The sequence below is a fragment of the Pseudomonas sp. Nvir genome (assembly GCF_963778085.1).
Classification (GTDB): Bacteria; Pseudomonadota; Gammaproteobacteria; order Pseudomonadales; family Pseudomonadaceae; genus Aquipseudomonas; species Aquipseudomonas juntendi.
Genome location: NZ_OY970405.1, coordinates 1,300,584 through 1,318,024 on the forward strand (window position 1 = coordinate 1,300,584; position 17,441 = coordinate 1,318,024).

Annotated in this window: 18 protein-coding genes and 1 riboswitch; of the genes, 15 read left to right on the top strand and 3 right to left on the bottom strand. The window is 64.8% G+C overall.

Features of this window, described 5'->3' with window-relative positions; genetic code table 11:
- Nucleotides 1-15 precede the first annotated feature (15 nt).
- Both AACG97_RS06305 and AACG97_RS06310 read right to left on the bottom strand, forming a co-directional pair.
- Nucleotides 16-1,335 carry a PQQ-dependent sugar dehydrogenase gene (locus tag AACG97_RS06305; RefSeq protein WP_197886530.1) on the bottom strand — a complete coding sequence of 440 codons (1,320 nt, stop codon included), beginning with the start codon at nucleotides 1,333-1,335 and terminating at the stop codon, nucleotides 16-18.
- A 1,485-nt stretch (nucleotides 1,336-2,820) separates the two neighbouring features.
- The gene (locus AACG97_RS06310) at nucleotides 2,821-3,399 is read right to left on the bottom strand and encodes a hypothetical protein (RefSeq protein WP_197886437.1); all 579 of its coding nucleotides are present in this window, start codon (nucleotides 3,397-3,399) and stop codon (nucleotides 2,821-2,823) included.
- Nucleotides 3,400-3,554: 155 nt separating this feature from the next.
- A riboswitch (cobalamin riboswitch) is annotated at nucleotides 3,555-3,772 on the top strand.
- A 121-nt stretch (nucleotides 3,773-3,893) separates the two neighbouring features.
- On the opposite strand from AACG97_RS06310, the gene cobO reads away from it, so the two are divergent.
- From cobO to AACG97_RS06390, 15 genes are all read left to right on the top strand, one after another.
- A complete protein-coding gene (cobO, locus tag AACG97_RS06315) occupies nucleotides 3,894-4,505 on the top strand; it encodes a cob(I)yrinic acid a,c-diamide adenosyltransferase (protein WP_054889940.1) in 612 nt (203 codons plus the stop codon).
- Nucleotides 4,502-5,797, top strand: a complete 1,296-nt coding sequence (locus AACG97_RS06320; RefSeq protein ID WP_054889941.1) for a cobyrinate a,c-diamide synthase — start codon at nucleotides 4,502-4,504, stop codon at nucleotides 5,795-5,797. The genes cobO and AACG97_RS06320 overlap by 4 nt, the downstream gene beginning before the upstream one ends.
- Nucleotides 5,794-6,444 carry a 5,6-dimethylbenzimidazole synthase gene (gene bluB / locus AACG97_RS06325; protein WP_115293516.1) on the top strand — a complete coding sequence of 217 codons (651 nt, stop codon included), beginning with the start codon at nucleotides 5,794-5,796 and terminating at the stop codon, nucleotides 6,442-6,444. Before AACG97_RS06320 ends, bluB begins: the two co-directional genes overlap by 4 nt.
- Nucleotides 6,441-7,349: an adenosylcobinamide-phosphate synthase CbiB gene (gene cbiB, locus AACG97_RS06330; RefSeq protein ID WP_029887560.1), complete on the top strand. Its 909-nt coding sequence runs from the start codon at nucleotides 6,441-6,443 to the stop codon at nucleotides 7,347-7,349. The genes bluB and cbiB overlap by 4 nt, the downstream gene beginning before the upstream one ends.
- Nucleotides 7,342-8,334 (top strand): threonine-phosphate decarboxylase CobD, encoded by a 993-nt coding sequence (gene cobD, locus AACG97_RS06335; protein WP_225785819.1) that lies wholly within the window; start codon nucleotides 7,342-7,344, stop codon nucleotides 8,332-8,334. Before cbiB ends, cobD begins: the two co-directional genes overlap by 8 nt.
- A complete protein-coding gene (locus AACG97_RS06340; protein WP_115293517.1) occupies nucleotides 8,331-9,785 on the top strand; it encodes a cobyric acid synthase in 1,455 nt (484 codons plus the stop codon). The genes cobD and AACG97_RS06340 overlap by 4 nt, the downstream gene beginning before the upstream one ends.
- Nucleotide 9,786: 1 nt before the next feature.
- On the top strand, nucleotides 9,787-10,308 hold the full coding sequence (gene cobU, locus AACG97_RS06345; RefSeq protein ID WP_232554997.1) for a bifunctional adenosylcobinamide kinase/adenosylcobinamide-phosphate guanylyltransferase: 522 nt from the start codon (nucleotides 9,787-9,789) through the stop codon (nucleotides 10,306-10,308).
- A gap of 61 nt (nucleotides 10,309-10,369) precedes the next feature.
- On the top strand, nucleotides 10,370-11,425 hold the full coding sequence (gene cobT / locus AACG97_RS06350) for a nicotinate-nucleotide--dimethylbenzimidazole phosphoribosyltransferase (protein WP_009686201.1): 1,056 nt from the start codon (nucleotides 10,370-10,372) through the stop codon (nucleotides 11,423-11,425).
- Entirely contained in the window at nucleotides 11,422-11,988 is a 567-nt protein-coding gene (locus AACG97_RS06355) for a histidine phosphatase family protein (RefSeq protein ID WP_054889946.1), read from the top strand. The genes cobT and AACG97_RS06355 overlap by 4 nt, the downstream gene beginning before the upstream one ends.
- 1 nt (nucleotide 11,989) lies before the next feature.
- On the top strand, nucleotides 11,990-12,718 hold the full coding sequence (locus AACG97_RS06360; RefSeq protein WP_029887566.1) for an adenosylcobinamide-GDP ribazoletransferase: 729 nt from the start codon (nucleotides 11,990-11,992) through the stop codon (nucleotides 12,716-12,718).
- Nucleotides 12,719-12,800: 82 nt separating this feature from the next.
- Nucleotides 12,801-13,205: a MarR family winged helix-turn-helix transcriptional regulator gene (locus AACG97_RS06365; RefSeq protein WP_115293519.1), complete on the top strand. Its 405-nt coding sequence runs from the start codon at nucleotides 12,801-12,803 to the stop codon at nucleotides 13,203-13,205.
- 62 nt (nucleotides 13,206-13,267) lie between these two features.
- Nucleotides 13,268-14,470, top strand: a complete 1,203-nt coding sequence (locus AACG97_RS06370; RefSeq protein ID WP_029887568.1) for an MFS transporter — start codon at nucleotides 13,268-13,270, stop codon at nucleotides 14,468-14,470.
- The gene (locus AACG97_RS06375) at nucleotides 14,467-14,589 is read left to right on the top strand and encodes a hypothetical protein (RefSeq protein ID WP_009686206.1); all 123 of its coding nucleotides are present in this window, start codon (nucleotides 14,467-14,469) and stop codon (nucleotides 14,587-14,589) included. Before AACG97_RS06370 ends, AACG97_RS06375 begins: the two co-directional genes overlap by 4 nt.
- Nucleotides 14,590-14,634: 45 nt before the next feature.
- Nucleotides 14,635-15,183 (top strand): glutathione peroxidase, encoded by a 549-nt coding sequence (locus tag AACG97_RS06380; protein ID WP_009686207.1) that lies wholly within the window; start codon nucleotides 14,635-14,637, stop codon nucleotides 15,181-15,183.
- Between the two features lie 1,790 nt (nucleotides 15,184-16,973).
- Entirely contained in the window at nucleotides 16,974-17,120 is a 147-nt protein-coding gene (locus AACG97_RS06390) for a hypothetical protein (RefSeq protein ID WP_197886690.1), read from the top strand.
- Between the two features lie 6 nt (nucleotides 17,121-17,126).
- On the opposite strand, the gene AACG97_RS06395 is transcribed toward AACG97_RS06390, so the two are convergent.
- Nucleotides 17,127-17,387 (bottom strand): DUF2798 domain-containing protein, encoded by a 261-nt coding sequence (locus AACG97_RS06395; protein WP_009686210.1) that lies wholly within the window; start codon nucleotides 17,385-17,387, stop codon nucleotides 17,127-17,129.
- Nucleotides 17,388-17,441: the final 54 nt, after the last annotated feature.

The window sequence follows — 17,441 nt, forward strand, 5'->3', positions numbered from 1 at the left end:
AGCAGGGGATCGGGGCTACGGCGCGGTGGCGGCTGCCTTGCTCACCCGCCAGACCACGTTGCCCACATCGTCTGCCACCAGCACCGCTCCGCGTCCATCGTTGATGACACCGACCGGGCGCCCCTTGGCCTGGCCCTGTTCATCCAGGAAGCCGCTCAGCAGGTCCACCGGGCTGCCTGCAGGTTTGCCTGCGCGGTCGAACGGCACGAAAATGACCTTGTAGCCACTGTGAGGCTTGCGGTTCCAAGAGCCATGTTGCCCGACGAACGCGCCGCGCTGGAATGGCGCAGGCAGCGCACCCGGTTCGGCGAACGCCAGCCCCAGCGAGGCGGTGTGCGGCCCCACGGCATAATCGGGGACCAGCGCCTGGGCTACCTTTTGCGGCGCGGGCGGTTGCACACGGCTGTCCACATGCTGGCCGTAGTAACTGTAGGGCCAGCCATAAAAGCCGCCGTCCTTCACGGAGGTGATGTAATCGGGCACCAGGTCGCTGCCGATTTCGTCGCGTTCATTGACGGCAGTCCACAGGCTGCCGCTGTTCGGCTCCCAGGCCAGGCCGTTGGGGTTGCGCAGCCCGGTGGCGAACAACCGGTGCTGGCCGTTGGCCGGGTTCACTTCCCAGATCGCTGCCCGCCCTTGTTCCTTGTCCATTCCGTTCTCGGCGACATTGCTGTTTGAACCGACTGTCACGTAAAGGTGTTTGCCGTCGGGGCTGGCGATCACGTTCTTGGTCCAGTGGTGGTTCAGCGGGCCGCCGGGTAGCGCAGTTACCACCTGGCCTTTGTCGGTGATGTGGGTTGCGCCGCTTTGGTAATGAAAACGCAGCAGCTTGTCGGTGTCGGCGACGTAGAGGTCATCGCCTATCAAGGCCATGCCGAACGGTGAGTTCAGCCCCTCGATGAACGGCACCTGGGTTTCTGCCGAACCATCGTGATCCGTATCGCGCAGCAACGTGATGCGGTTGGCGCTGGGTACGCCAGCACCTGCACGCGCCATGACCTTTTTCATGGCCCAGCCGCGCAGGCCCTTGGCGTCTTCCGGCTTGGGTGGGGCATTGGTCTCGGCCACGAGAACGTCGCCGTTTGGCAGCAGGTACAGCCAGCGGGGGTGGTCGAGGCCGCTGGCGAATGCGTTCACCTGAAGGCCGGGGGCTGCCGTGGGTTTTGCATGTTCCCGCCAGCCTACTGCTGGGGCGATGTTCACGGTGGGCAGGGGCGTGCGTACGGGGGCGGGTAGCTGGGGCGAAGGGCCGGTGCCGTCGTTTACACTCAGCAGGGCGGTGTCGCCGCAGGCGGTCAGGCTGGTGGCCAGCAGCCATGGCATGAGGTGTTTCATGGGCGGCGTTCTCCGCTGCGGGCTCATGAGGGTGAGAGGTCGGCCGGGCTTGCAGGGTTCCCGATGGTTTATCGCGGCCTCTGCTACGCGGACGAATACCTATGCGGTGTAAACGCCCACATTTTTGCAGGCTTGAGATCTTGAGCGCTGGTTTTGGTAGCGTGAAAACTCCAGCTGCGGTAGAGACGCATAGTCACCTTTTCGCCCTTACGGCGAGTCACTTTTTGTCAGACGCGACAAAAAGTAACCAAAAAACGCTGCGCTCCCGTCATCCGGCCCCTGCGCTGCGCTCCGGGGTTCCCTCGCTACGGTCATGCTCCCGGGAGTACGCGCTGCAGGCCCCATCCTTGGGGCCTCAGCGCTTGACGGGCATCCATGCCCGTCACCTCCCTCCGCATGCCCTCCGCTCGGCCTCCTGAAGTCGCGAAGATCAAGATCAAGATCAAGATCAACAGCCAGATCAAAAGCTGTGCGGGGTTTGGTTGCGTGATGCGAAACCCACTAAAGCGCTGCTGTTGCTTCTGCTTTTTGCTTTTGCTTCTAAGCGCGCGGTAGCACAGGCGACGCAGATTGCGACTTCAGGAGGCCGAGCGAAGGGCATGCGGAGGGAGGTGACGGGCATGGATGCCCGTCAAGCGCTGAGGCCCCAGGGACGGGGCCTGCAGCGCGTACTCCCGGGAGCATGCCCGTAGCGAGGGGACCCCGGAGCGAAGCGTAGGGGCCGGATGACGGGAGCGGGCGGCTTTGGTTACTTTGGCCAAGACCAAAGTAACCCGCCGTAAGGGCGGAAAAGTGACTCGGCGCCGCCGCCGCGAACGAATACCTATGCGGTGTAAACGCCCACACCTTTGCAGAGCTTGGAATCTTGAGCGCTGGTTTTGAGAGCGCGATAACTCCAGCTGCGATAGCGACACAAAGTCACCTTTTCGCCCTTACGGCGAGTCACTTTTTGTCAAACGCGACAAAAAGTAACCAAAAAACGCTGCGCTCCCGTCATCCGGCCCCTGCGCTGCGCTCCGGGGTTCCCTCGCTACGGGCATGCTCCCGGGAGTACGCGCTGCAGGCCCCGTCCCTGGGGCCTCAGCGCTTGACGGGCATCCATGCCCGTCACCTCCCTCCGCATGCCCTCCGCTCGGCCTCCTGAAGTCGCGAAGATCAAGATCAAGATCAAGATCAAGATCAACAGCCAGATCAAAAGCTGGGCGGGGTTTGGTTGCGTGGTGCGAAACCCACGAAAGCGCAGTTGTTGCTTCTGCTTTTTGCTTTTGCTTCTTAGCGCGCGGTAGTTCAGGCGCTGCAGATTGCGACTTCAGGAGCATGCCCGTAGCGAGGGAACCCCGGAGCGCAGCGTAGGGGCCGGATGACGGGAGCGGGCGGCTTTGGTTACTTTGGCCAAGACCAAAGTAACCCGCCGTAAGGGCGGAAAGGTGACTCGGCGCCGCCTACGCGAACGAATACCTATGCGGTTTCAACGCCCACGTTGTTTCAAGCCTGCTTCAGCAACAACGCCACCCCCGGAAAGTACTGCCCCAGCTCGTTATGCAACTTGCGGTACGCATACGGGAAGTACCAGGCCACCGCGCACGCACTGTGTTTCTGCAAGTCGTCGACCATGTCCTGCAACTCTTCAGGGCTGGCGTGCTGGCCAGCTTTCCATGGGCTGATGAACAAAGCCCCCGCCTTCAACTGGCTGGGGTAGGCCACCTGCCGGGCGCGCACAGCGGTTTCCTGCAATGCAGCTGCCATGTCCAGCTTCGCCAGCCTTGGCCACCGCTGACCCACGCCCAGGTACAGCACTTGGTCAGCACTGCTGATCGACAGATCGCAGCGCCCCTCATGGTCACCTTCATCGCGCTGCTTCTTGCCGGCAAACTGCTGTAACGCCGCCAGCTCAGCCTCCCACGCCGCGGCTGCCAGCACCCCGGCATTGGCAGCCGCGCCGTGCCAGTAAGGTGCCTCGCCATCGCCGTAAAACTGGTTGCAACGGTCAATGCAGTCGACCCAGCGTTCCAGCACCGGGCCAAGGAACTCCAGGTTCGGGTTGTTGATGAGATGGCCTCGCATGCTGCACTCTCCTTTTGTCATTGTAGTGGCGTACAGTCGAGTGTGATGGCTATGTGCTATCAGTGTGGCACAGCCTGGAAAATTGGCCAGCGTCGCCGCTTTGCAAGTTCGCACTCCCTGCCCACTCCGATTGACGCTCCCGGTACAACCCTCTAACCTTCGCGCGTGTTTCAGGTGCCCTGCCAGCCCCGACTGGGCAGGGTGAAACTGGGAAGCCGGTGGGCGCCAGCATGGCGCGAGTCCGGCGCTGCCCCCGCAACGGTAGGTGAGTCGCGGCCGCGCAGGGCCACTGGGTGTTTACCCGGGAAGGCGCGCAGGCCAGGGCCAAGGCCCCCTCACAAGCCCGGAGACCGGCCTGATATCTGCCAACGGCATCACGGAGGGTGATGCGCGGTGCACCGTGGCCCCTTGCCATGGCCCCTGCGCGTTCTCCGTCTGCCTGCCTACTCTTTATTGCCGCGCGTTGCCGTGGTGACAGCCAGCGGAGAACCCTGATGAGCGAACCCACCGAACGCGACGAACGCCACTTGGCGCGCATGCAGCGCAAGAAGGCAGTCATCGACGAACGTATCGCCAACTCCCCCAACGAATGCGGCCTGCTGCTGGTGCTGACTGGCAATGGCAAAGGCAAGAGCAGCTCGGCCTTCGGCATGCTTGCGCGGGCCTTGGGCCATGGCATGCAGTGTGGTGTGGTGCAGTTCATCAAAGGCCGCAACAGCACCGGTGAAGAGCTGTTCTTCCGCCGCTTCCCCGAGCAGGTGCGCTACCACGTGATGGGCGAAGGCTTCACCTGGGAAACCCAGGACCGCCAGCGCGACATCGCCGCCGCCGAAGCCGCCTGGGCGGTGTCCCGTCAACTGCTGCAGGACCCCAGCGTGCAGTTCGTGGTGCTGGATGAGCTGAACATCGCCCTCAAGCACGGCTACCTCGACCTTGACCAGGTCCTGTCCGACATCCAGGCCCGGCCGCCGATGCAGCATGTGATCGTCACTGGCCGCGGGGCCAAGCCTGAAATGGTCGAGCTGGCCGACACCGTGACCGAGATGGGCATGCTCAAGCATGCCTTCCAGGCCGGCATCCGCGCACAGAAAGGCGTAGAGCTGTGAGCCAGGCGCGCCACTGCCCAGCCGTGCTGATCGCGGCTCCCGCCTCCGGCCAGGGCAAGACCACCGTCACCGCCGCACTGGCCCGCCTGCACCGTAACCGCGGGCGCAAGGTGCGAGTGTTCAAGTGCGGGCCGGACTTTCTTGACCCCATGATTCTGGAGCGGGCCAGTGGCGCGCCGGTGTACCAGCTGGACCTGTGGATGATCGGCGCGGAGGAAAGTCGCCGGCTGTTGTGGGAAGCGGCAGGGGAGGCCGACCTGATCCTGATCGAAGGGGTGATGGGGTTGTTCGATGGCACCCCCTCCAGTGCCGACCTGGCACGCCATTTCGGTGTGCCGGTGCTGGCCGTGATCGACGGCACGGCCATGGCCCAGACCTTCGGCGCGCTGGCCCTGGGCCTGGCGCGCTACCAGGCCGACCTGCCGTTTGCCGGGGTGCTGGCCAACCGGGTCGGCAGCCTGCGCCACGCACAGCTGCTGGAAGGCAGCCTGACCGAAGGCTTGCGCTGGTATGGCGGGTTGTCCCGCGAGCGTGGCATCGAATTGCCCAGCCGGCACCTGGGCCTGGTCCAGGCCAGTGAACTGAACGATCTCGATGCCCGCCTGGACGCCGCCGCCGAAGCGTTGGCGGCCAGTTGCGATGCGGCGCTGCCGCCACCGGTGTGCTTTGCCGAGCCGGCAGTACACGCCGGCGCAGCCTCGCTGGCCGGTGTGCGTATCGGCGTGGCACGCGACGAGGCTTTTGCCTTCACCTACGGTGCCAACCTCGACCTGCTGCGCAGCCTGGGTGCCCAACTGGCCTTCTTCTCGCCGCTGCACGACCGCGAACTGCCGGCGGTAGACAGCCTGTACCTGCCAGGTGGCTACCCCGAATTGCACCATCACGGGCTGGCGGCGAACGCGCCGATGTGCGCAGCGATCCGCGCCCACCATGCCCAGGGCAAGCCGCTGCTGGCCGAATGTGGCGGCATGCTGTACCTGCTCGAGGCGTTGACCGACGTGGCCGGTGAGCGCGCCGAACTGCTCGGCCTGCTGCCGGGTGAGGCGACCATGCAGAAGCGCTTGGCGGCCCTGGCCTTGCAGGCAGTGGAGTTGCCGGAAGGCACCTTGCGCGGGCACACCTACCACCATTCCCTGACCACGACCGGGCTGGACCCGATTGCCCGCGGCCTGAGCCCCAACGGCGGCCGCGGCAATGAAGCGGTGTACCGGATCGGGCGGCTGACCGCCTCCTATGTGCATTTCTATTTCCCGTCCAACCCGCCTGCGGCGGCGGCACTGTTACGGCCATGAGCGAACACGCCTTCAGCGCCGCCGAACGCGCTGCAGTCTACCGAGCCATTGGCGAGCGCCGCGATATGCGTCATTTCGCGGGTGGGGAAGTGGCGCCGGCTGTGCTGGCTCGCCTGCTGGCCGCTGCTCACCAGGCGCCGAGCGTCGGGCTCATGCAGCCCTGGCGTTTCATTCGTATCACCCGGCGTGAACTGCGCGGGCAGATCCAGGCCTTGGTCGAGGCGGAGCGGCTGCGTACTGCCCAGGCCCTGGGCGAGCGCTCCGACGATTTCATGAAACTGAAGGTGGAAGGCATCAACGACTGTGCCGAGGTGCTGGTGGCGGCCTTGATGGACAACCGCGAGCCGCACATCTTCGGTCGCCGTACCCTCCCTGAAATGGACCTGGCGTCGCTGGCCTGTGCCATTCAGAACCTGTGGCTGGCAGCACGTGGCGAAGGCCTGGGCATGGGCTGGGTGTCGCTGTTCGACCCGCAGGCCCTGGCGGACCTGCTGGGTATGCCGGCGGGGGCCAAACCGGTGGCAGTGCTGTGCCTGGGGCCGGTTACGGCGTTCTACCCGGCGCCCATGCTGGTCCAGGAAAACTGGGCTCAGCAGCGGCCCTTGAGTGAAATGCTGTTCGAAAACCAATGGGGAGAGTGCCAATGAGCGTGGCTATGCTGACCGTGGCTGGCGTGGCCCTGGATGCGTTGCTGGGCGAGCCGCAGCGCCGCCACCCACTGGTGGCTTTCGGCAACATGGCCAATCACCTGGAGCGGCGCCTGAATGCCGGTGGCCGCGGTTGGCGCAGCCACGGTGTCAGCGCCTGGTTTCTGGCCGTGGTGCCGCTGACCCTGGTGGCGCTGGTGCTGTCCTGGCTGCCCTGCATTGGCTGGCTGGTCGATGTGCTGGCGTTGTACTGCGCTGTGGGGCTGCGCAGCCTGGGCGAACATGTGCTGCCAGTGGCTCAGGCGTTGCGCCAGGGCGACCTGGACGAAGCGCGGCGCCGGGTAGGTTTTCTGGTCAGCCGTGAAACCCGCGAGCTGGACGCGCCTGCGGTAGCGCGGGCAGCCACCGAGTCGGTGCTGGAAAATGGCAGCGACGCTGTATTCGCTGCGCTGTTCTGGTTCGTGGTGGCCGGTGCGCCGGGCGTGGTGTTGTACCGCCTGAGCAATACCCTCGATGCCATGTGGGGTTACCGCAATGCGCGTTTCGAGCGCTTTGGCTGGTGCGCAGCGCGCATCGACGACGTGCTCAACTATATTCCCGCCAGGCTGGTGGCGCTGACTTATGCGCTGCTCGGCAAAACCCGTGTGGCCCTGGCCTGCTGGCGCAAGCAGGGCCCCTTGTGGGACAGCCCCAACGCCGGCCCGGTCATGGCGGCCGGTGCAGGTGCGCTAGGGGTCGAACTCGGCGGCCCGGCGGTGTACCACGGCGAGCTGCACGAGCGGCCACGCCTGGGCGAGGGGCCGGCGGCCGATGCCGACGCCATCGAGCGTGGCTGGAACCTGGTGCAGCGCGGCGTATGGCTGTGGTTGCTGGTGATTTGCCTGGGGGCCTACCTGGATGCTTGAACACGGCGGTCGCCTGCTGCGTGCAGTGCACCAATACGGGATTGCCCGTGAGCACTGGCTGGACCTGTCCAGCGGCATTGCGCCGTGGGCGTTTCCCATTCCGCCCATTCCCGTTGAAGCCTGGGCCCGCTTGCCGGAAACCGAGGACGGCCTGGAAGCGGCCGCGCGCCGCTATTACGGCGCCAGCCAGGTATTGCCAGTCGCTGGCTCGCAGGCCGCGATCCAGGCCTTACCGCTGCTGCGTGCCAGCGGACGGGTTGGGGTGCTGGGCCCATGCTATGCCGAGCACCCCCATGCCTGGCACAGGGCGGGGCACCAGTTGCTCGAGCTGGACGAAACACAGGTCGAGGCCGCACTCGACGGCCTCGACGTGCTGGTGCTGGTCAACCCCAACAACCCCACAGGGCGCCGCGTGCCCCGTGAGCAGCTGCTGGCCTGGCACGCCCGGCTGGCTGCGCGCGGTGCCTGGCTGCTGGTGGATGAAGCCTTCATGGACAATACCCCCGCAGACAGCGTGGTGGATTGCAGCGCACGCCCTGGTCTGATCGTATTGCGCTCGTTCGGTAAGTTCTTCGGCCTGGCCGGCGTGCGCCTCGGTTTCGTGGCGGCCGAGCACAGCCTGCTGTTGCGCCTGGCCGAGTTGCTTGGCCCGTGGACCGTCAACGGCCCGACCCGGGTGTTGGCCCAAGTCAGCCTGGCTGACCAGGCCGCGCAGCGTGCCCAAACCGAACGCTGTGCCGCCGCCAGCCAGCGACTGGCGGCAATGCTGCACAGCTCAGGCCTGACGCCCACCGGCGGCTGTGACCTGTTCCAGTATGTACGCAGCCCAGGCGCAGCCCACCTGCACGACTTTCTCGCCCGTCGCGGCATTCTGGTGCGGCTGTTCGAGCAGCCTGCTGCAGTACGCCTGGGGCTGCCCGCCAGCCTGGCAGATGAGCAACGCCTGGCCCAGGCCCTGGCGGCCTACCTAAAGGAAACGGCATGACCACCCTCATGGTGCAAGGCACCACCTCCGACGCCGGCAAAAGCACGCTGGTAACTGCATTGTGCCGCTGGCTGTTGCGCCAGGGGGTGGGTGTGGTGCCGTTCAAACCGCAGAACATGGCGCTGAACAGTGCCGTAACCGCCGATGGCGGTGAAATTGGCCGCGCCCAGGCGGTGCAGGCCCAGGCGTGCCGGCTGGCGCCGCACACCGACATGAACCCGGTATTGCTCAAGCCCAACAGTGATACCGGCGCCCAGGTGATCATCCATGGGCGTGCCGTCACCAGCATGAACGCGGTGGCCTACCACGACTACAAAGCCGTCGCCATGCAGGCAGTGCTGGCCTCGCACCAGCGCCTGAGCGCTGCCTGGCCGGTGGTCATGGTCGAGGGCGCGGGGTCGCCGGCAGAAATCAACCTGCGCGCGGGCGACATCGCCAACATGGGCTTTGCCGAAGCGGTCGACTGCCCGGTGATCCTGGTCGCGGACATCAACCGTGGTGGCGTGTTCGCCCACCTGGTGGGCACGCTGGAACTGCTGTCGCCCAGTGAGCAGGCGCGGGTGCAGGGCTTTGTGATCAACCGCTTCCGTGGCGACATCGCGCTGCTGCAACCAGGGCTGGACTGGCTGGAGGCACGCACCGGCAAGCCGGTGCTGGGCGTGTTGCCCTACGTCACCGACCTGCACCTTGAAGCCGAAGATGGCATCGACATGCGCCAGGGCCGCAAGCAGGACCGCGTGCTCAAGGTGATCGTGCCGGTGCTGCCGCGTATCAGCAACCACACCGACTTCGACCCTTTGCGCCTGCATCCGCAGGTAGACCTGCAATTTATCGGCCCTGGCCAGGCGATTCCGGCTGCCGACCTGATCATCCTGCCTGGCTCGAAAAGCGTCCGCGGCGATCTGGCACAGCTGCGCGAGCGCGGTTGGGACAAGGCGATCGAACGCCACCTGCGCTATGGCGGCAAACTGATCGGAATTTGTGGCGGCCTGCAGATGCTCGGCCATGAAGTGCATGACCCGCTGGGGCTTGAAGGGGCTGCCGGTTCAAGCCGCGGGTTGGGCCTGTTCGACTACGCCACCGTGCTCGAAGCCCAGAAGCAGTTGCGTAATGTCACCGGCACGCTGAACCTCGAGGCTGCGGCGGTGAGCGGTTATGAGATCCATGCGGGTGTCACCCGCGGCCCGGCCCTGGCGCAGCCTGCCGTGCAGTTGGCCGATGGCCGCAGCGACGGTGCCATCAGCGACGACGGGCAGGTGCTGGCCACGTACCTGCATGGCCTGTTCGAAGGCAGCCATTCATGTGCTGCCCTGCTGCGCTGGGCGGGCCTGGACGATGTGCAGGTCATCGATTACGACGCCCTGCGTGAACGTGACATCGAGCGCTTGGCCGACCTGGTGGACGCGCACCTGAACACCACCTTGTTGCGCCAACTGTGCGGGGTGGCCTGACATGCGCAGCCTGATCCTCGGCGGTGCTCGTTCGGGCAAAAGCCGCCTGGCCGAGCAATGGGCCACTGCCAGCGGCCTGCCCGTGACCTACATTGCCACCAGCCAGCCGCTGGACGGTGAAATGAACGAGCGGGTAGCGCTGCACCGGCAACGACGCCCTGCCGCCTGGGGTTTGATCGAAGAGCCCCTGGCATTGGCGGCGGTATTGCGCGCAGAAGCGGCCGAGGGGCGTTGCCTGCTGGTGGATTGCCTGACCCTGTGGCTGACCAACCTGCTGATGCTGGAGGATGACCAACGCCTGGCCCAGGAGCGTGATGCGCTGCTCGATTGCCTGGAGCAACTGCCTGGCACGGTTATCCTGGTCAGTAACGAAACCGGCCTGGGGGTGGTGCCCATGGGCGAGCTGACCCGGCGTTATGTCGACCTGGCCGGCTGGATGCATCAGGCGGTGGCCGAGCGCTGTCAACGCGTGGTGTTGACGGTTGCCGGGTTGCCATTGGTGCTCAAGGGCGTCGCGCCATGACCCAGCCATGCACCGTGCAACCCCCACTACCCATTGTCCAACCCTGAACAGGCTTCCCCCGATGATCCAACCCTGGTGGCAAACCCCCTGCCAACCCCTCGACAACGCCGCCATGGACCAGGCCCGCGCGCGTCAGCAGCAACTGACCAAACCTGCCGGCTCGCTTGGCCAGCTGGAAGGCCTGGCCATTCAGCTGGCCGGTTTGCAGGGGCAGGAACGCCCCGTGCTGGACCAGCTGGCCATCACCATTTTTGCTGGTGACCACGGTGTGGTCGAGGAAGGCATCTCGGCCTACCCGCAGGCGGTAACCGGGCAGATGCTGTGCAATTTCGTCGGCGGTGGCGCGGCAATCAGTGTGCTGGCGCGGCAACTGCACGCCAGCCTGGAGGTGGTCGATCTCGGCACCATCGACCTACAGCTGGAGCTGCCCGGCGTGCGCCATTTGCGCCTGGGGGCCGGTACCGCGAACTTTGCCCGGCAGCCGGCGATGACCGAAGACCAGCTGCTGGCAGCCCTGCAGGCGGGCCGCGACAGCGCCTTGCGCGCGGCCGAACAGCGTGCGCAGTTGTTCATTGGTGGCGAGATGGGCATCGGCAACACGACTGCCGCGGCTGCCGTGGCCAGCGCCTTGCTGGGCTGCCCGGCGGCACAGCTGAGCGGGCCTGGCACCGGCCTGGACAACGCGGGTGTGCGGCACAAGGCGCAGGTCATCGAACAGGCGTTGCGCCTGCATGGCCTGCGGGCTGACGCGCCGTTGCAGGCATTGGGGTGCGTTGGCGGGTTCGAGATCGCAGCCCTGGTCGGCGCCTATATCGGCTGCGCGCAGTCGGGTATCGCAGTACTGGTCGATGGCTTCATCTGCAGCGTTGCTGCGCTGGTGGCGGTGCGCCTGAACCCGCAGTGCCGGGCCTGGCTGCTGTTCGCTCACGAAGGTGCCGAGCCTGGGCACAAGGCCCTGCTCGCGGCGCTGCAGGCCGAGCCGTTGCTGGCCCTGGGCCTGCGCCTGGGCGAGGGCAGTGGCGCCGCATTGGCGGTACCGCTGTTACGCCTGGCGTGTGCGCTGCATGGGCAAATGGCGACCTTTGCCGAAGCCGCTGTGGCGGACCGCCCGGCATGATCCTCGACCTGCTGCGCCACGGCGAAACCGAGCAGGGCGGGCTGCGTGGCAGCCTGGATGACGCGCTGACCGACCAAGGCTGGGCCCAGATGCGCAGTGCCGTGGCCGGTGCCGGCCCGTGGCAGGTGTTGGTCAGCTCGCCGCTGCAGCGCTGTGCGCGGTTTGCCGATGAGCTGGGTGCGCAACTGAATTTGCCGGTGTGCCGGGTGCCTGCCCTGCAAGAACTGCACTTTGGTGACTGGGAAGGCCGCAGCGCCGCACAGATCATGCAAGACCAGGCCGATGCGCTGGGGCAGTTCTGGGCAGACCCCTACGCCTTCACGCCGCCTAACGGCGAGCCGGTGCACGCCTTTGCGGCACGGGTGCTGGCGGCGGTCGAGGGGTTGCACCAGCAGCACGCCGGCAAGCGTGTGCTGCTGGTCACCCATGGTGGGGTGATGCGCCTGCTGCTGGCGCGTGCTCGCGGCTTGCCCAGGCACCAACTGTTGCAGGTCGAGGTCGGGCATGGTGCCTTGGTCCGCTTGTTGGTGCGTGAGGGCGGGCTATTGGTCGAGGAAGGTTGAGATGCTGCCGTTGCCGTTCTGGATTGCCTTGCAGTTTCTCAGCAGCTTGCCGGTGAGTTTACCGGGCATGCCCGCCGCCCGTGAGGTGGGCCGTTCGCTGCTCTATTACCCGCTGGTCGGGCTGCTGTTCGGGTTGCTGTTGTGGCTGGCAAGCCACCTGCTGCAGGGCACGCCGGCGCCGCTGCACGCGGCGTTGCTGTTGGCACTGTGGGTGCTGCTCAGCGGGGCCTTGCACCTGGACGGGCTGGCCGACAGTGCGGACGCCTGGCTGGGCGGCTTTGGCGACCGCGAGCGCACGTTGCGGATCATGAAAGACCCACGCAGCGGGCCAATGGCCGTGGTAACCCTGGTACTGGTGCTGTTGCTGAAGTTCTGTGCCCTTTGGGTGCTGGTCGAGCAGGGCGTCACTGCCCACCTGCTGCTGGCGCCGCTGCTGGGGCGGGCGGCGATGCTGGGTTTGTTTCTGTGCACCCCATACGTGCGGCCAGGTGGCCTGGGGCAGGCATTGGCGGAGCATCTGCCACGGCGCGCCGCGGGCTGGGTACTGCTGGGTTGTGCGCTGTTTTGCCTGTGGCTGGGCGGGTGGAGCGTGGTGCTGGCGCTGGCGGTATTTGCCTGGCTGCGGCAGCTCATGCGCCGACGCCTGGGTGGCACAACGGGCGATACGGCCGGGGCGCTGCTGGAGCTGCTTGAGCTGGCGGTGGTGCTTGGCATGGCGCTGGGGCTTTGAGCATGGTGCCACTCCAGCGGCGCCTCGCCCGGCGCCATGAAACTTCTTGCAACAGGCAACACGCGGGTATATACACGTATCCATGCTGACCAGTGAATGCCTTTGTATCCATTTGCGCCGTGCTGCCCGTGGGGTGACCCGGCATTACGACGAAGCCCTTGCCGGCTTCGGGGTGAATGTCGCCCAGTTTTCGCTGTTACGGCACCTGCAGCGCCTTGAGCGACCTAGCATCACAACTCTGGCCGAGGCCATGGGGCTGGAGCGCAGTACGTTGGGCCGTAACCTGCGTGTGTTGCAGGCAGAGGGCTTGGTAGCCCTGGCCGAGGGCGATGACCAGCGTAACCGTGAGGTGTTGCTGACTGCAGCCGGCAAGCAGTTGCTGCAAGCTGCCCACCCTGCCTGGGAGCGGGCGCAAGCCGATTTGGTGGACCGCCTGGGGGGCGGGCAGCGTGATCAACTGGTGCGCCTGCTGAACCAGCTGGCCTGAAATGATACGACCATAAGCGGGTATATACCCGTAAACCTTGCGATGTGCTGGAGATAACGATAATGACTTCGGTGTGGCGAACCAGCGGGTGGGTATTGGTGGGGGCAGCGTTAATTCTGGCGTTGTCATTGGGTGTACGGCACGGTTTCGGCCTGTTCCTGGCGCCCATGAGCGCCGATTTTGGCTGGGGCCGTGAGGTGTTTGCCTTCGCCATCGCCTTGCAGAACCTGATCTGGGGGCTGGCGCAACCCTTTGCCGGCGCCTTGGCCGACCGCCTGGGCGCGGCCCGGGTGGTGATCATCGGCGGTATTCTTTATGCCGTGGGGTTGGTCCTGATGGGCACGGCCGACTCGGCCTGGTCGTTGTCGCTGAGTGCGGGCTTGCTGATTGGTATCGGCCTCTCCGGCACTTCGTTTTCGGTGATCCTCGGTGTGGTCGGGCGGGCTGTGCCGGCCGACAAGCGCAGCATGGCCATGGGCATCGCCAGCGCCGCAGGTTCGTTCGGCCAGTTCGCCATGTTGCCGGGCACCCTGGGCCTCATCCAGTGGCTGGGTTGGTCGGCGGCCCTGTTGGTATTGGGGCTGCTGGTGGCATTCATCGTGCCTTTTGTGGGCCTGCTGCGCGACCGCCCATTGCCCAGCCATGGTGCCGAGCAGACGCTGGGCCAGGCGTTGCGTGAGGCGTGTTCGCATCCTGGGTTCTGGCTCCTGGCGTTGGGCTTCTTCGTCTGCGGTTTCCAGGTGGTGTTCATCGGCGTGCACCTGCCGGCCTACCTGGTTGACCAGCATCTGCCCGCGAGTACCGGTACCACGGTGCTGGCGCTGGTTGGGCTGTTCAATATTGTCGGCACCTTCACGGCTGGCTGGCTGGGTGGGCGCATGTCCAAACCGCGCTTGCTGACCGGGCTTTACCTGCTGCGGGCGGTGGTGATCGTGCTGTTCCTGTGGGCGCCGGTGACTCAGTTCAGTGCCTACCTGTTCGGTATCGCCATGGGGCTGCTGTGGTTGTCTACCGTGCCGCTGACCAATGGCACCGTGGCGACGGTGTTCGGGGTGCGCAACCTTTCCATGCTGGGCGGTATCGTGTTCCTGTTCCACCAGCTGGGTGCGTTCCTGGGGGGCTGGCTGGGTGGGGTGGTGTACGACCGCACGGGCAGCTATGACCTGGTGTGGCAGATCTCCATCCTGCTCAGCGTGTTGGCTGCCGCCCTGAACTGGCCGGTACGCGAACGCCCGGTCGCCCGCTTGCAGGCGCAGGCAGCATGAGCCGCCATTGGGGGCGCGGGCTGCTGGCTGTTGCCGGGTTATTGCTGCTGGCGCTGGTGTGGTGGGGCTGGCACCGCGGGGGCTTGGCGTTGATGCAGTTGGGCATGAGCGTCTGTTAGGCGCTACCCTGCAAGCTCAAGGCTTGGATTGCGGGAGCAACAGACATGCGTATACAGGGGTTGACGGTGACGGTGCTGGGCTTGCTGGCCAGTGCGTCGAGCTGGGCGGCCGATTGCCCTGCGTTGTTGCAGGGCAGCTTGCCGGAATTGCGGGGCAAGGGGCAGATCGAGCTGTGCGAGCGGTTTGCCGGTAAGCCTCTGGTGGTGGTGAACACCGCCAGTTACTGTGGTTTTGCGCCGCAGTTCGAGGGGCTTGAAGCAACGTACAAGGCGTATCACGAACAGGGCCTGGAGATGTTGGGTGTGCCGTCCAATGACTTCAAGCAGGAAGACGCCGATAGCGATAAGACGGCCAAGGTGTGCTATGCCAACTACGGTGTGACGTTCACCATGACCAAGGCTCAGCCGGTTCGGGGCAAGGATGCGATTCCGTTGTTCGTTGAATTGGCCAACCAGAGCAGTGCGCCGAAGTGGAATTTCTACAAATATGTGGTTGATCGCAAGGGCAAGGTGATTGGTAATTTTTCCAGCCTGACCAAGCCGGATGATCCGGCGTTCCGGGCGGCTATCGAGAAGGCTATTGCTTCGCAGTGATGGGGGGTTATTGCGTAGCTTGAAAGCTTGAAAGCTTTTTGGCACTGGTTTTGGTGGCGCGAAAACTTCAGCTGCGATAGCGACGCATAGTCACCTTTTCGCCCTTACGGCGAGTCACTTTTTGTCAGACGCGACAAAAAGTAACCAAAAAACGCTGCGCTCCCGTCATCCGGCCCCTGCGCTGCGCTCCGGGGTTCCCTCGCTACGGGCATGCTCCCGGGAGTACGCGCTGCAGGCCCCATCCCTGGGGCCTCAGCGCTTGACGGGCATCCATGCCCGTCACCTCCCTCCGCATGCCCTCCGCTCGGCCTCCTGAAGTCGCGAAGATCAAGATCAAGATCAAGATCAAGATCAAGATCAAGATCAAGATCAAGATCAACAGCCAGATCAAAGGCTGTGCGGGGTCTGGTTGCGTGGTGCGAAACCCACTAAAGCGCTGCTGTTGCTTCTGCTTTTTGCTTTTGCTTCTAAGCGCGCGGTAGCACAGGCGACGCAGATTGCGACTTCAGGAGGCCGAGCGAAGGGCATGCGGAGGGAGGTGACGGGCATGGATGCCCGTCAAGCGCTGAGGCCCCAGGGACGGGGCCTGCAGCGCGTACTCCCGGGAGCATGCCCGTAGCGAGGGGACCCCGGAGCGAAGCGGAGGGGCCGGATGACGGGAGCGGGCGGCTTTGGTTACTTTGGCCAAGACCAAAGTAACCCGCCGTAAGGGCGGAAAGGTGACTCGGCGCCGCCTACGCGAACGAATACCTATGCGGTTTCAACGCCCACATTGTTGCAGAGCTTGAAATCCTGGGCGCTGGTTTTTGGTGGCGCGAAAACTCCAGCTGCGATAGCGACGCATAGTCACCTTTTCGCCCTTACGGCGAGTCACTTTTTGTCAGACGCGACAAAAAGTAACCAAAAAACGCTGCGCTCCCGTCATCCGGCCCCTGCGCTGCGCTCCGGGGTTCCCTCGCTACGGGCATGCTCCCGGGAGTACGCGCTGCAGGCCCCGTCCCTGGGGCCTCAGCGCTTGACGGGCATCCATGCCCGTCACCTCCCTCCGCATGCCCTCCGCTCGGCCTCCTGAAGTCGCGAAGATCAAGATCAAGATCAAGATCAAGATCAAGATCAAGATCAAGATCAAGATCAACATCAACAGCCAGATCAAAGGCTGTGCGGGGTCTGGTTGCGTGGTGCGAAACCCACTAAAGCGCTGCTGTTGCTTCTGCTTTTTGCTTTTGCTTCTAAGCGCGCGGTAGCACAGGCGACGCAGATTGCGACTTCAGGAGGCCGAGCGAAGGGCATGCGGAGGGAGGTGACGGGCATGGATGCCCGTCAAGCGCTGAGGCCCCAGGAACGGGGCCTGCAGCGCGTACTCCCGGGAGCATGCCCGTAGCGAGGGGACCCCGGAGCGAAGCGTAGGGGCCGGATGACGGGAGCGGGCGGCTTTGGTTACTTTGGCCAAGACCAAAGTAACCCGCCGTAAGGGCGGAAAGGTGACTCGGGGCCGCCTACGCGAACGAATACCTATGCGGTTTCAACGCCCACATTGTTGCAGAGCTTGAAATCCTGGGCGCTGGTTTTTGGTGGCGTGATAACTTCAGCTGCGATAGCGACGCGTAGTCACCTTTTCGCCCTTACGGCGAGTCACTTTTTGTCAGACGCGACAAAAAGTAACCAAAAAACGCTGCGCTCCCGTCATCCGGCCCCTGCGCTGCGCTCCGGGGTTCCCTCGCTACGGGCATGCTCCCGGGAGTACGCGCTGCAGGCCCCATCCCTGGGGCCTCAGCGCTTGACGGGCATCCATGCCCGTCACCTCCCTCCGCATGCCCTCCGCTCGGCCTCCTGAAGTCGCGAAGATCAAGATCAAGATCAACAGCCAGATCAACAGCCAGATCAAAAGCTGTGCGGGGTTTGAAGAGGTGGGCCAGCGCCACCTGTGCCAGCGGTAGGCGACCTCACTTGGCATGCACCGTGATCGCCACCAGCCGTACAACCACCGGCCTCACCATCAATACACAGACAAACGCCACCGGCATCGCCAACTGATAGGCCTTCAATACATTGCTCAGGTAGTCCGGGGTAACGCCAGCGTTCGCTGCTGTAATAACAAAGCTCATCAATAACGCCATGATCGAAGACATGTAGAACGCGAAAACATAGGGCGTGGCAACGGGGTGCAATTTGCGGCGGCGGCGGGTGGGGGACAGATCGTTCATGCGTACTCCTTGAAGTTAAGTGAAGCTGCAGGCTAGCAACCCTCGCAATGGCAG

Excerpts from the sequence above, each read along its gene's own strand:
- AACG97_RS06305 (WP_197886530.1), bottom strand. The coding sequence starts at position 1,335 with ATGAAACACCTCATGCCATGGCTGCTGGCCACCAGCCTGACCGCCTGC.
- AACG97_RS06310 (WP_197886437.1), bottom strand. The coding sequence starts at position 3,399 with ATGCGAGGCCATCTCATCAACAACCCGAACCTGGAGTTCCTTGGCCCG.
- AACG97_RS06375 (WP_009686206.1), top strand. The coding sequence starts at position 14,467 with ATGAGCCGCCATTGGGGGCGCGGGCTGCTGGCTGTTGCCGGGTTATTG.
- AACG97_RS06395 (WP_009686210.1), bottom strand. The coding sequence starts at position 17,387 with ATGAACGATCTGTCCCCCACCCGCCGCCGCCGCAAATTGCACCCCGTT.
- cbiB (WP_029887560.1), top strand. The coding sequence starts at position 6,441 with ATGAGCGTGGCTATGCTGACCGTGGCTGGCGTGGCCCTGGATGCGTTG.
- bluB (WP_115293516.1), top strand. The coding sequence starts at position 5,794 with ATGAGCGAACACGCCTTCAGCGCCGCCGAACGCGCTGCAGTCTACCGA.
- cobU (WP_232554997.1), top strand. The coding sequence starts at position 9,787 with ATGCGCAGCCTGATCCTCGGCGGTGCTCGTTCGGGCAAAAGCCGCCTG.
- AACG97_RS06365 (WP_115293519.1), top strand. The coding sequence starts at position 12,801 with ATGCTGACCAGTGAATGCCTTTGTATCCATTTGCGCCGTGCTGCCCGT.
- AACG97_RS06370 (WP_029887568.1), top strand. The coding sequence starts at position 13,268 with ATGACTTCGGTGTGGCGAACCAGCGGGTGGGTATTGGTGGGGGCAGCG.
- cobD (WP_225785819.1), top strand. The coding sequence starts at position 7,342 with ATGCTTGAACACGGCGGTCGCCTGCTGCGTGCAGTGCACCAATACGGG.
- cobO (WP_054889940.1), top strand. The coding sequence starts at position 3,894 with ATGAGCGAACCCACCGAACGCGACGAACGCCACTTGGCGCGCATGCAG.
- AACG97_RS06340 (WP_115293517.1), top strand. The coding sequence starts at position 8,331 with ATGACCACCCTCATGGTGCAAGGCACCACCTCCGACGCCGGCAAAAGC.
- AACG97_RS06355 (WP_054889946.1), top strand. The coding sequence starts at position 11,422 with ATGATCCTCGACCTGCTGCGCCACGGCGAAACCGAGCAGGGCGGGCTG.
- AACG97_RS06380 (WP_009686207.1), top strand. The coding sequence starts at position 14,635 with ATGCGTATACAGGGGTTGACGGTGACGGTGCTGGGCTTGCTGGCCAGT.
- AACG97_RS06390 (WP_197886690.1), top strand. The coding sequence starts at position 16,974 with ATGCCCGTCACCTCCCTCCGCATGCCCTCCGCTCGGCCTCCTGAAGTC.
- cobT (WP_009686201.1), top strand. The coding sequence starts at position 10,370 with ATGATCCAACCCTGGTGGCAAACCCCCTGCCAACCCCTCGACAACGCC.
- AACG97_RS06360 (WP_029887566.1), top strand. The coding sequence starts at position 11,990 with ATGCTGCCGTTGCCGTTCTGGATTGCCTTGCAGTTTCTCAGCAGCTTG.